This window comes from Acidiphilium rubrum (genome assembly GCF_900156265.1).
Lineage (GTDB): Bacteria > Pseudomonadota > Alphaproteobacteria > Acetobacterales > Acetobacteraceae > Acidiphilium > Acidiphilium rubrum.
Genome location: NZ_FTNE01000011.1, coordinates 30503 through 43418 on the forward strand (window position 1 = coordinate 30503; position 12916 = coordinate 43418).

A 12916-nucleotide genomic window follows, 5' to 3' on the forward strand; every position below is an offset into this window, starting at 1 on the left:
GGCTCCGGGCTCAGGCCGCGCCGATGTCGTGGTTGGCGAGGCGTTCGAGCACGCGGACCATGCCGGAGTGATCCCACGCAGCACCGCCGGCGGCGCTGGCCGCGTTGAACAATTCCTGGCAGGTCGCGGTGTTGGGCAGGCTGACGCCGAGGGCGCGGGCCCCATCGAGCGCGAGGTTGAGGTCTTTCTGGTGCAGTTCGATGCGGAAACCGGGTGTGACGTTGCGCGCGATCATGCGTTCGCCGTGGACTTCGAGCACGCGCGAGCTGGCGAAGCCGCCCATCAGCGCGGCGCGGACGCGGGCCGGATCGGCGCCGGCCTTGGAGGCGAACACCAGCGCCTCGCCGACCGCCTCGATGGTGAGGGCGACGATGATCTGGTTGGCGACCTTGGTGGTCTGGCCATCGCCGTTGCCACCGATCAGGGTGATGTTCTTGCCCATCAGCTCGAAGACGGGTTTGAGTTTTGCGAAGGCGGCGTCCGGCCCGCCGACCATGATGGTCAGGCTCGCGGCCTTGGCGCCGACCTCGCCGCCGGAGACCGGTGCGTCGAGATAATCGCAGCCGAGCGCGTTGATGCGTTCGGCGAAGGCTTTGGTCGCGATCGGCGAGATCGAGCTCATGTCGACCACGATCTTGCCGGGCGTGAGGCCCGCGGCGACGCCCTGGGCGCCGAACAGCACGGCTTCGACATCGGGCGTGTCGGGCACCATGGTGATGATGATGTCGGCGACGGCGGCGAGGCTCGCGGCATCGGCGCAGGATGTGGCGCCGGCTTCGACCAGGGCCGCACTCTGGCGGCTGGCTTGCAGCACGAACAGTTCGTGGCCGCCGGCGAGCAGATGGCCCGCCATCGGCCGGCCCATGATGCCGAGGCCGATAAATCCGATGTTACTCATAGGACGCTCTCCGTGCGATAGTGGTTCAGCCAGCCGAGGCCGGCGGTGGTCGTGGTTGCGGGTTTGTATTCGCAGCCGATCCAGCCTTGGTAGCCCAGATCGTCGATCAGATGAAACAGATGGGCGTAGTTGATTTCGCCGGTGCCGGGTTCGTGGCGGCCGGGATTGTCGGCGAGCTGGATATGGCCGATGCGGGGGAACTGCGTCTCGATGGTGCGGCTCAGATCGCCCTCCATCGCCTGGGCGTGATAGATATCGTACTGTAGTTTCAGGTTGGGGGACGCGACGGCATCGATGATCGCGAGCGCCTGATCGGTGCGGTTGACGAAGAAGCCTGGAATGTCGCGGGTGTTGACCGGTTCGAGCAGCAAAGTGAGGCCGGCTTGCTGCAGGGCGGTGGCTGCAAACGTCAGGTTTTCGATCAAGGTGTCGCGGGCGATGGCGTGATGCTCGGGTGCGACGATGCCGGCGAGGCAGTTGAGCGCGGGGCAGCCGAGGGCGGTGGCGTAGTCGATCGCGCGGCCGACGCCGTCGCGAAACTCGCCGGTGCGGGCAGGATCGCAGGCGATGCCGCGTTCGCCGGCTTCCCAATTGCCGGCGGGCAGGTTGTGCAGCACGAGGCGCAGGTTGTGTTCGGTCAGCGCGGCCTGCACGGCGGCTTTGGGGAAGGCGTAGGGGAACAGGAACTCGACGGCGTCGAACCCGGCGGCGCGCGCGGCGGCGAAGCGGTCGAGGAACGGCAGGTCGGTGAACAGCATGGTCAGGTTGGCGGCGAAACGCGGCATGGTCGGCTCCTTTATTACAGCACCAGATTGGGATCGAGGCAGAGAATGTCTTCGAATTCGTTGACCGCATCGATTTCGGTGCCCATGGCGATGTTGGTCACGCGTTCGAGGATGAATTCGATCACCACGGGGACCTGGAACTCCGCCATCAGCGCCTGGGCGCGGGCGAACGCGTCCTTGAACTCGTTGGGGCTTTTCACCCTGATCGCCTTGCAGCCGAGCCCTTCGGCGACCGCGACGTGATCGACGCCGTAGCCGCGCACATCGTCCTGATCGGGACCGGCGTTGATGTTGTCGAACGCGAGGCTGACCTCGAAATCCATCGAAAAGCCGCGCTGCGCCTGACGGATCAGGCCGAGGTAGGAATTGTTCACCACCACGTGCAGGTAGGGTAGTTTGTGCTGGGCGCCGACCGCCAATTCCTCGATCATGAACTGGAAATCATAGTCGCCGGAGAGGGCGACGATGGGTTTGTCCGGGCAGGCGGCGCGCACGCCGAGAGCGGCCGGCAGGGTCCAGCCGAGCGGGCCGGCCTGACCGCAATTGACCCAGTTGCGCGGCTGATAGACCCGCAGGAATTGCGCACCGGCGATCTGCGACAGGCCGATGGTGGCGACGTAGCAGGTGTCGCGCGCCAGAATCTCGTTCATTTCCTGATAGACGCGCTGCGGCTTCAGGGGCACCTGGTCGAAATGCGTCTTGCGCAGCATCACCGCCTTGCGATGGCCGCAGGCGGCGGCCCAGTCCGACCGGTCGCGCAGTTGGCCTTGATGTTTCAGATCGGTGGCGACGGCGATGAACTGGTCGAGCGCCGCCCCGGCATCGGAGACGATGCCGAAATCCGGGCCGAACACGCGGCCGATCTGGGTCGGCTCGATATCGACATGCACGAAGGTGCGGCCCCGCGTGTAGGTCTCGATCGAGCCGGTGTGGCGATTGGCCCAGCGGTTGCCGATGCCGAGCGCGAAATCGGCGGCGAGGAAATTGGCGTTGCCGTAGCGGTGGCTGGTTTGTAGCCCGACCATGCCGGCCATCAGCGGATGATCGTCCGGGATGGTGCCCCAGCCCATCAGCGTCGGGATCACCGGGATGCCGGTGAGCTCGGCGAAGGCGACCAGGCGGTCGGCGGCGTCGGCGTTCAGGATGCCGCCGCCGGCGATGATGACCGGGCGTTCGGCGGCGTTGAGCATGGCGATCGCTTTTTCGGCCTGGCGGCGCGAGGCGGCGGGTTTGTGGACCGGCAGGGGTTCGTAGGTATCATCGTCGAACTCGATTTCGGCCATCTGCACATCGATCGGCAGGTCGATCAGCACCGGTCCGGGGCGGCCGGTGCGCATGGTGTGGAACGCCTGCTGGAACACCATCGGCACCAGGGCGGGTTCGCGCACGCAGACCGCCCATTTGGTGACCGGGCGGGCGATCGATTCGATATCGACGGCCTGGAAATCTTCCTTGTACAGCCGCGCGCGGGGGGCCTGGCCGGTGATGCACAGCATGGGGATGGAATCCGCCTGGGCGGCGTAGAGCCCGGTGATCATGTCGGTGCCGGCCGGACCGGAGGTGCCGATGCAGATGCCGATGTTGCCGGCGGCGGCGCGGGAATAGCCATCCGCCATGTGGGCCGCCCCCTCGACATGGCGCGCCAGGATATGGCGGATGCCGCCATCCGCCTTGAGGGCGGCGTAGAGCGGGTTGATCGCGGCACCCGGCACGCCGAACGCGGTGGTCACACCCTCGCGGCGCAGCACGCGCACCGCCGCCTCGATCGCTTTCATTTTGGCCATTTTACCCCTCCATCGGATTGTTTTTGATTGGTGATCTGAGCATTGCGCCTGGCGGCGCGGTTTGCAATAATGTTTTCACGATGTGAAAACGGCATCGGAATCATGTGTTATGACAATGGCTTGTGAGGTTCCATGCGGGCACGAATTTCGGGGGAAACACCAGCTGCGGCGGCGCGGGCGGTGGCGCCGGTGGAGCGGTCGATGCAGGTGCAGTCGCTGGTGCGGTCGCTGGCGATCCTGAACCGGTTGGCCGCGGCGGATGAGGGTGTGACGTTGACGGAGATCGCTCAGCAGGTGGGTCTGTCGCCCTCCACCGCGCATCGCCTGCTCACCACGCTGGAGCATGAGCGGTATGTGCATTTCGATGCCGAGCGGCGGTTATGGTCGGTGGGCGTGCAGGCGTTCGTGGCGGGCAATGCGTTTTTGAAGACCCGCAGCGTCGCGGGGCTGGCGCGGCCGCATATGCGCGCCCTGATGGAGGAATCCGAGGAGACCGTGAACCTCGCGGTCGAGGATCAGCACGAGGCGGTCTATCTGGCGCAGGTCGAATGCCGGCAGATGATGCGCGCCTTTGCCCGGCCGGGCGGGCGGGTGCCGCTGCATTGCTCGGGCGTCGGCAAGGCGCTGCTGTCGGCGATGAGCGATGCCGAGATCGGCCGGGTGCTGCACCAGCGCGGCATGGCGCGCATGACGGTGAAGACGATCAACCACACGGCGGGCTTGCGCGCCGATCTGGCGGCCGCCCGCGCGCGGGGCTACGCGATCGATGATGAGGAGCACGCGATCGGGCTGCGCTGCATCGCCGCGGTGATCTTCAATGAAAGTGCCGAGGCGGTGGCGGCGATTTCGGTGTCCGGCCCGGTGGCGCGGATCAGCGATGCGCGGATTCCCCTGCTTGGCCAGCAGGTGAAGCGCAAGGCGGAGGCGATTACCGCGCTGTTCGGCGGGCGGGGGCCATAAGTCAGCGCTTATGATGTCAATTTGGCCTCACGGGTCCGATTTCGCTTGATTAGATCGACGCCGATGTGCCCCAATCATGGGTTCGCAGGGTCGAATCGTCAGCGGAATCAGGACATGATGCAGCAGCCGATCAGTTTTTACTTCGACAACCGGATTGTCAGGGTCGCTGATCAACCGATCACCGCGACCGTGCTGGCGTGGCTGCGCGGTGCAGTGCGGCGAACCGGCACCAAGGAAGGCTGTGCCGAGGGGGATTGCGGCGCGTGCACCGTGATCGTCGCGGAACTGGCCGATGAGGCGGGCGATGCGGGCGGTATTCGGGCGGGCAATCTGGTGTTGCGGCCGATCAATGCGTGCATCCGGTTCTTGCCGACGCTGCATGGCAAGGCGCTGTTGACCATCGAGGATCTGGCGGGGCTGACCGATCGGGCCTTGCACCCGGTGCAGCAGGCGATGGTGGATTGCCATGGTTCGCAATGCGGCTTCTGCACGCCGGGCTTCGTGATGTCGCTGTTCGCGACCTATTTGCGCCATCAGGCGGCGCAGACCACGCCGGACCGGGCGGCGATTGCGCATGATCTGGCGGGGAATTTGTGCCGCTGCACCGGGTATCGCCCGATCCTCGATGCCGCCGCGCGCATGTTCGCCTTGCCGCCGGCGACGCTGGATACCGCGCCGATCGAGGCGGCGCTGCGGGCGGTTGCGGCGGAGACCGGTGCGGGGTTGAGTTATGCCGCGGCCGGTCAGGCGGGGCCGGGCGCGCGGTTTTATGCGCCGCGCGAGGTCGATGCGCTGGCGGCCTGGTACGCCGAACGGCCGGAGGCGACTTTGCTGGCCGGGGCGACCGATATCGGGCTGTGGGTGAACAAGCGGTTCCGCGATGTCGGGGATCTGCTCTATCTCGGCGATGTTGCGGCGCTCCGCTGCATTGAGCGCGAGGGCGATGTGCTGCGGATCGGCGCCGGGGCGACGCTGGAAGCCGCCTGGGCGGCGCTGATCGGGCTGGAGCCGGCTTTGGGCGAAATGGCGCTGCGGTTTGCCGGGCCGCCGGTGCGCCATGCCGGCACGATGGGCGGCAATGTCGCCAATGGTTCACCGATCGGCGATGCGGCACCCGTTTTGATGGCGATGGATGCGCGACTGGTGTTGCAGCATGGCGCGCAATCCCGGGAGGTGCCGCTCGATGCGTTTTATTTGGATTATATGCGCAACGATCTGGCGAAAGGCGAGTTTCTGCGCGCGATTCTGGTGCCGTTGCCGGACCCTGATACCAGGATGCGGGCATATAAGATATCGAAGCGGTTCGATTGCGATATTTCCGCGCTCAGTTGCGGCCTGGCGGTGACGCTCGAGGGTGAGACGATCAGCCGTGTTCGGCTCGCGTTCGGCGGCATGGCGGCGACGGTGCGGCGCGCCCGGCACGCCGAGGCGGCATTGCACGAGGCGGTGTGGGGCGAAGCTGCGGTGCGGGCGGCGATGGCGGCGCTGGATGAGGATTTCACGCCGCTCTCCGATTTGCGGGCGAGCCGCGGGTATCGGCGGCTTGTCGCGCGGAACCTGCTGTGGCGGTTCTGGCTGGAGACGCGCAGCGCCGCCCCGCTGCCGGCGGCTTCGGTGCGGGTGCGCACGTTTGCGATGGCGGGGGCGGTATGAACCAGGATTTCAGCCCGGATCGCGCTGCGTGCGGATTTGCGCGCGATATTCCACTGGTGCTCGATGCGGGCGAGGCGGCGGCGCTGCGCGCAGGCGCGCGGGTGGGGATCAGTGCCGCGCATGAATCGGCGCATCTGCATGTCGCCGGGGCGGCGCCCTATGTCGATGATGTGCCGGAAGCCGCCGGCACGCTGCATGCGGCCCTTGCGCCCTCGCCGGTCGCTTCGGGCGTGCTGCGATCGATCGATCGGGCAGCACTGCTCGCCATGCCGGGCGTGGTCGCGGTGTTGACGGCGGCGGATATTCCGGGGGCGAACGATTGCGGCCCGGTGATCCATGACGATCCGATTCTGGCCGATGGCACGCTGCGCTATCGGGGGCAGCCGGTGGCGCTGATCGTTGCGACCGCGCGTGATCTGGCGCGTCTGGCCGCCGCGCGGATCGGCCCGTGCCTCGATATCGAACCGGCAACACCGGTGCTGACGGCGCGCGAAGCCTATGCGCGCGGTGACGCGCTGCTGCCGCCGGCAAGCCTGATCCGCGAATCGGCACCAGGCGCGCTGACGGCCGCGCTGGCGGCGGCACCGCATCGGCTCGGCGGGCAGTTCAGCCTGGGCGGGCAGGAGCAGTTTTATCTGGAGGGGCAGATCGCCTACGCGCTGCCCACCGAAAATCAGGGGCTGCGCGTGCTGTGCTCCACCCAGCATCCGAGTGAAATGCAGCATCTGATCGCCCATGCGCTGGGTTGGCGCAGCCATCAGGTGCTGGTCGAATGCCGGCGGATGGGCGGCGGCTTCGGCGGCAAGGAATCGCAATCGGGGCTGTTCGCGTGCTGTGCCAGCATTGCCGCGGCGCGGCTGGGCAGGCCGGTGAAGCTGCGGCTCGATCGCGATGATGATTTCATCATGACCGGGCGGCGGCATCCGTTCGAATATGATTACGATGTCGCATTCGATGACGACGGCCGGATTACCGGCATCGAGGCAACGCTGATCGCCAATGGCGGGCATTCGGCGGATCTTTCGGGTGCGGTGATGACGCGCGCGCTGTGCCATCTGGATAACGCGTATTATCTGCCGGAGGTCGCGATCAACGGGTTTGTCGCGCGCACCAATACCCAGAGCAACACGGCGTTTCGCGGGTTCGGCGGGCCGCAGGGGGCGTTGCTGATCGAGATTGTGATGGACCGGATTGCGCGGCATCTCGGGCGTGATCCGCTCGCTGTGCGACGGGCGAATTTCTATGGGGTGGCGAGCCGCAACGTGACGCCGTATCGCCAGACGATCGAGGATAATGTGGTTGCGGCGCTGGTCGATGAGTTGGTGGCGCAGGCGGATTACCAAGGGCGGGTTGCGGCGGTCGCTGCGTTCAACCGTTCTAATTCCGTACTGAAAAAAGGGATTGCGCTGACGCCGGTGAAATTCGGCATTTCGTTCAACGTGCCGCATCTCAACCAGGCCGGCGCGCTGGTGCATGTGTACGCCGATGGCAGCGTGCTGGTGAACCATGGCGGCACCGAGATGGGGCAGGGGCTGAACACCAAGGTGGCGCAGGTGGTGGCGGATGCGCTGGGTATCGGGTTTGCGGCGGTGCGGTGCAGTGCCACCGATACGTCGAAAATCGCCAATACTTCGGCCACCGCGGCATCGACCGGCGCTGATCTGAACGGCATGGCGGCGCGGGATGCGGCGATGACGATTCGCAACCGGCTCGCCGATTTCGCGGCGGCCCGCCATGGCGGTGAGGCCGCCGATGTCCAGTTTGCCAATGACGTGGTGCGGGTCAGTGGGATCGCGCTGGCGTTCGCAACCCTGGTGCGCCAGGCCTATGAGGCGCGGGTGCAGCTGTGGAGCGACGGATTTTACGCGACGCCGAAAGTGCACTGGAATCCAAAGGGTTTGCACGGGCGGCCGTTCTACTACTTCGCCTATGGTGCTGCGGCGAGCGAGGTGATCATTGATACGCTGACCGGCGAGGTTTCGCTGCTGCGGGCGGATATTCTGCACGATGCCGGGCGCTCGCTGAACCCCGCGATCGATATCGGGCAGATCGAAGGCGGTTTCATTCAGAGCATGGGCTGGCTGACCACCGAAGAGCTCGTGTGGCACGCAACCGATGGGCGGTTGCTGACGCATGCGCCCAGCACCTACAAGATTCCCACCGCGAACGATTGCCCGGCGGCACTGCACACCAGATTGTTCGACAACCCGAACACCGAGCCCACCATTCATCGCTCGAAGGCGGTTGGTGAGCCGCCGATGTTGCTGGCGTTTTCAGTGCTGCTTGCGATTCGCGATGCGATTGCCGCAACCGGTGGGCCGGGCGCCGACCCGGATTTGCGCGCGCCGGCGACGCCTGAAGCGGTGCTCGATGCGATCGCCTCGCTCGATGCGATCCGGCCGTGATACCGTTGGGTGTTTGCATCGAAATATCGACGGTGCTGGGTTCGGCACCGCGCGAGCCGGGGGCGCGGATGCTGGTGCGGGCGGGCGATACCGAGGGCAGCATCGGCGGTGGTCAGCTTGAATATGGCGCGGTGGCGACGGCGCGGCGGTGGCTCGCGGCGTGGCGGGATGATCCTGCCAGTGCCACGGCAGTTTCGGAAACCGCAGCGCTGGGGCCGCAGCTTGGCCAGTGCTGCGGCGGGGTGGTGAGCCTGCGGTATCTACCCTGGTTTGCCTCGGATCTGCCGCCGGAGCCTGCGTTGTTTCATTTGCAACTGCATGGCGCGGGCCATGTCGGGCGGGCGCTGGTCGCGGTGCTGGCGGCGTTGCCGTGTTCGATCGACTGGATCGATTGCCGCGAGGAAGCGATGCCGGCGTATGATTTCCGTGGTGCGGCGCGGATCGAGCGGCGGCTGGTCGTGGACCCGGCTTGTGCTGTCGCAGACGCACCGGCGGGGAGCCTGTTTCTGGTGATGACGCATAGCCACGCGCTGGATGCGGAGATTACCGCGGCGGCGTTGCAGCGGGGCGATGCGGCCTATGTCGGGCTGATCGGCTCGGCGACCAAGCGGGCGCGGTTTGAACATCGCTGGCGGCGGCAGGGTTTTTCGCAAAGCGTGATCGAGCGGCTGACCTGCCCGATCGGGGTTGCCGGGATTGCGGGTAAGCAGCCGGCGGTGCTGGCTTTGGCGATCGCTGCACAATTACTTCAGGCATGTCCATCGCAGCCCGGCACTGCATCGATCGCTCCGATACTGGCCGCCGCCGGGTGCGAGACGTGCGGCACGACGGCATCGTGCGGGGCGCAGACCGAATGATCATACGAATGCGCTTATGATCGGCATTTGCGCTCATCGCGTCATCCGCCGGCGTGATAAGTGCGGGATCAGCGATCATCGGAGACCAGCATGACCAGTTTGACGACTCATATTCTCGACACCGCGAACGGCCGCCCGGCGGGCGGGGTCACGGTGCGGCTGCAGAGCGTGGCAGCACCCGCAATACCGGTGGCCAGCGCGGTGACCGACGCCAATGGCCGGGCAACGCTGGCGAGCGGCGATCTTGCGAGCGGCGTGTACGATCTGGTGTTCGCGATGGCACCGTATTTCGCAAACCCATCGGCAGAGCCTGCATTTCTCAGCGACATCGTTCTGCGTGTCGGCATCGATGCAGCACAGCCGCATTATCATATTCCGCTCCTGGTATCGCCGTGGAGCTACACCACCTACCGTGGAAGCTGAACCCAGATGATGAGTTACCTGACCGGCTGGGCGATGGCCCTGTTGATCTGGCTCCATGTGATCGCGGCGATCGCGTGGATCGGGGAATCGTTCTATTTCGTGATGCTCGATAACAGCCTGCACAAACCCGATGACGCGGCGGCACAGCAGCGCGGCGTGTTCGGCGAGCTTTGGGCGGTGCATGGCGGCGGGTTTTATCATTCGCAGAAATATCTGGTCTCGCCGCCGCGCATGCCGGCTGATTTGCACTGGTCGAAATGGAAATCCTACGCCACCTGGCTGTCGGGTTTTTCGTTGCTGACGGTGATGTATCTGCTCCAGCCGGGCACCTATCTGATCGACCCTGCGGTCGCCGCGCTCACGCCGCTGACCGCGGCGATTGCGGTGCTCGGTTTTCTGCTGGCCGGTTGGGTGGTGTATGATGCGGCATGCCGCCTGCTGGGTGCGAGCGATCTGGTGCTCGGCATCGTGATCGCCGTGTTCGTTGCTGTGGCCTGCTATGTTTCGACGCATCTGTTTTCGGCACAGGCGGCGTTTCTGATCGTTGGTGCCATGCTGGGTACGATCATGTCGGCCAACGTGTTCTTTCTGATCATTCCAGGCCAGCGCAAGATGGTCGATGCGCTGGCGCGCGGCGAGACGCCGGACCCGATGCCTGGCAAGCGCGGCAAGCAGCGTTCGGTGCACAACACGTATTTCACACTGCCGGTGGTGTTCGCCATGCTGAGCAGCCATTTCAGCATGCTGTATGGCGGTTCGGCGAGTTGGTTGAATTTGTGGCTGGCGATGATCGGCGGCGCGCTGATCCGCCAGTATTTCGTCCTGCGCCATACCGGTCGCCAGGATTGGAAACTGCCGGCGGTTGCGGCGGCACTGTTCGTTGCGGTGATCATTCTGGTCGCCCCGGCCGGCGACCTCAGCCTGACCGGCCCGGCGCCGGCGGGGAATGCGCCGATCGTGAAAACCGCAGCCATCATGCCGATCGTGCGGCAGCGGTGCGCCGCCTGCCATGCGGCACACCCGCGCCTGATGGCGAGCGCGCCGGCAGGGTTGATGTTCGATACCGCGGCCGAGGTGCAGCAGCACGCGGCCTTGATCGACCAGCAGGCGGTTCAGGCAAAGTCGATGCCACCGGGCAACATCACCCATATCACCAAGGAAGAACGCGGCGAGATCGGCGCGTGGTTTCGGGCCGGTGCGAAATGAGCCGCGAGCCCGACATGATCGAGGCGCTCAATCGCATGAGTGCTGCCGGGTTCGCCGCCACGCTGGCCGCTGTTTACGAGCACTCGCCCTGGGTCGCCGAGCAGGCGGCACAATGCCGGCCATTTGCAACGATCGCGGTTCTGGCGGGGACAATGCAGAAGCTGGTGCGTGATGCTGATCCAGAAAGGCGTTTGCAACTGCTCCGCGCCCATCCCGAACTCGGGCAGGGCGGACACCTGACCGATCATTCATCGAGCGAGCAGAGCTTCGCCGGCTTCGATCAGCTCACGCCCGAAAGCGCGGAGCAGCTGGCATTCCTCAATCGCCGCTACCGGGAGCGTTTCGGGTTTCCCTTCATCATTGCGGTGCGGGGGCAGAAGGATGCGCCCGCGATCATCGAACGGCTTGAACAGCGGCTCGGCAACGATCCGCCAACCGAGATGACCATTGCGCTTGAAGAGATCGGCCGCATTGCGTGGTTTCGCCTGCAACAGTTAAGAGAGCCCGCGCGCTGAACCAGCGGCGCTCACCTGTTTTACTATGACGGCACCGCGCGATCTCCCGGCGCGCGGCGCAATTCGGTCCAACATCTGAATGCGGTCTATCACCATGGTATCTGCGCTGCGCGGTCCTTTTTTGAGCTACACCGGCAATCCGTTCGAGGCGGATGACCCCTCGTGCTTTCATTATGAATCCGATGGGCTGATCCTGATCGATCGCGGCCGTATCCGCAGTGCGGGGGCGTATGATCCGGCGGTGCTGCCCGCGGGGGTGGTGCCGGTGCACTACCCCGATCATCTGATCATACCGGGATTTATCGACGCGCATGTGCATTATCCGCAGATGCCGATGATCGGCGCGCACGGGCGCCAGTTGCTCGACTGGCTCAATCACTACGTGTTCGAAACGGAACAGCGCTATAGCGACATCGATTTCGCGCGCATTGTGGCGAAGGCGTTTTTACGCGAGTCGTTGCGCGCAGGCGTGACGACGCCGATTACCTATTGCACGGTGCATCCGGAATCGGTCGATGCCTATTTTGAAGAAGCATCGAAACTCGGGCTGCGCACCGGGGCCGGCAAGGTGATGATGGATCGCAATGCGCCGGCGGGCCTGCGCGATACCGCACAGACGGGCTATGACCAATCAAAGCGTCTCGCCGCGCGCTGGCACGGCCACGGGCGGCTGTTCTACGCCGTCACACCGCGCTTCGCGCCGACCAGCACCGAAGCGCAGCTCGAGCTCGCGGGCACGTTGCGCCGCGAGATCAATGGGCTTTACATGCAGACCCATCTTTCGGAGAATCGTGCGGAACTCGCATGGGTTGCCGATTTGTTTCCTGCCAGCCGCGATTATCTCGATGTGTACGACCGGTTCGGGCTGGTCGGCCGGCGCTGCCTGTTCGGCCATGCGATTCACCTGAGCGAGCGCGAATGGGCGCGGCTCGCGGAAGCGGAGGCGACGGTGGTGCATTGCCCGACCTCCAACCTGTTTCTCGGCTCTGGTCTGTTCAATCTGAAGCGCGCGCTGGTTTCGGCCAATCCGGTGCGTACCGCGCTGGGGTCCGACCTCGGTGCCGGGACGAATTTTTCACCGCTGGCAACGCTGGCCGAGGCCTACAAGATCGCGCAGTTGCGCGGCGATGCGCTGAGCCCGCATCAGGCGTTTTATCTTGCGACCCTCGGCTCCGCCCGCGCGATCGATCAGGCGGAGCATATCGGGCGCATCGCGCCGGGGCAGGACGCCGACCTGGTCGTACTCGACCCGAAGGCGACGCCTCTGCTGGCGGCGCGGCACGGGTTTGTCACCTCGCTGGAGGAGCTTTTGTTCGTGCTGATGACCCTCGGGTCCGATCGGGTGGTGCGGGCGACCTACGTGGCCGGGTACAAGCGGCACGATCGGGATGATCCGGCGGGCGTTGCGGCATGACCGCGCCGCAATTCGA

Annotated in this window: 11 protein-coding genes; 8 read left to right on the forward strand and 3 right to left on the reverse strand. The window is 65.5% G+C overall.

The features are described from left to right. Nucleotides 1–10 precede the first annotated feature (10 nt). From BW994_RS09730 to gcl, 3 genes are read right to left on the reverse strand one after another with little or no spacing between them, the layout of a single operon-like run. On the reverse strand, nt 11–898 hold the full coding sequence (locus BW994_RS09730; RefSeq protein WP_029313028.1) for a 2-hydroxy-3-oxopropionate reductase: 888 nt from the start codon (nt 896–898) through the stop codon (nt 11–13). Then, a complete protein-coding gene (hyi, locus tag BW994_RS09735; protein ID WP_029313027.1) occupies nt 895–1683 on the reverse strand; it encodes a hydroxypyruvate isomerase in 789 nt (262 codons plus the stop codon). Before hyi ends, BW994_RS09730 begins: the two co-directional genes overlap by 4 nt. A gap of 14 nt (nt 1684–1697) precedes the next feature. After that, nucleotides 1698–3467 carry a glyoxylate carboligase gene (gene gcl, locus BW994_RS09740; protein WP_029313026.1) on the reverse strand — a complete coding sequence of 590 codons (1770 nt, stop codon included), beginning with the start codon at nt 3465–3467 and terminating at the stop codon, nt 1698–1700. A gap of 132 nt (nt 3468–3599) precedes the next feature. Here gcl and BW994_RS09745 point away from each other — a divergent pair, with 132 nt between their 5' ends. The 8 genes from BW994_RS09745 (at nt 3600) to guaD (ending at nt 12900) form a co-directional block, all read left to right on the forward strand. Further along, nucleotides 3600–4427 carry an IclR family transcriptional regulator domain-containing protein gene (locus BW994_RS09745; protein WP_081849174.1) on the forward strand — a complete coding sequence of 276 codons (828 nt, stop codon included), beginning with the start codon at nt 3600–3602 and terminating at the stop codon, nt 4425–4427. 114 nt (nt 4428–4541) lie between these two features. Further along, nucleotides 4542–6080 (forward strand): xanthine dehydrogenase small subunit, encoded by a 1539-nt coding sequence (xdhA, locus tag BW994_RS09750; protein WP_029313024.1) that lies wholly within the window; start codon nt 4542–4544, stop codon nt 6078–6080. Beyond that, nucleotides 6077–8485, forward strand: a complete 2409-nt coding sequence (gene xdhB / locus BW994_RS09755; RefSeq protein WP_081849173.1) for a xanthine dehydrogenase molybdopterin binding subunit — start codon at nt 6077–6079, stop codon at nt 8483–8485. Before xdhA ends, xdhB begins: the two co-directional genes overlap by 4 nt. Further along, the gene (gene xdhC / locus BW994_RS09760; protein WP_081849172.1) at nt 8482–9342 is read left to right on the forward strand and encodes a xanthine dehydrogenase accessory protein XdhC; all 861 of its coding nucleotides are present in this window, start codon (nt 8482–8484) and stop codon (nt 9340–9342) included. The genes xdhB and xdhC overlap by 4 nt, the downstream gene beginning before the upstream one ends. A 90-nt stretch (nt 9343–9432) precedes the next feature. Then, entirely contained in the window at nt 9433–9765 is a 333-nt protein-coding gene (gene uraH, locus BW994_RS09765; RefSeq protein ID WP_029313021.1) for a hydroxyisourate hydrolase, read from the forward strand. 9 nt (nt 9766–9774) lie between these two features. Beyond that, nucleotides 9775–10971, forward strand: coding sequence for a urate hydroxylase PuuD (locus tag BW994_RS09770; RefSeq protein ID WP_245801552.1), 1197 nt, complete (start codon nt 9775–9777; stop codon nt 10969–10971). After that, the gene (gene uraD, locus BW994_RS09775) at nt 10968–11486 is read left to right on the forward strand and encodes a 2-oxo-4-hydroxy-4-carboxy-5-ureidoimidazoline decarboxylase (RefSeq protein ID WP_029313019.1); all 519 of its coding nucleotides are present in this window, start codon (nt 10968–10970) and stop codon (nt 11484–11486) included. The genes BW994_RS09770 and uraD overlap by 4 nt, the downstream gene beginning before the upstream one ends. A 79-nt stretch (nt 11487–11565) precedes the next feature. After that, complete coding sequence (guaD, locus tag BW994_RS09780; protein WP_029313018.1) at nt 11566–12900, forward strand: guanine deaminase; 1335 nt, start codon at nt 11566–11568, stop codon at nt 12898–12900. The last annotated feature ends 16 nt before the right edge of the window (nt 12901–12916 follow it).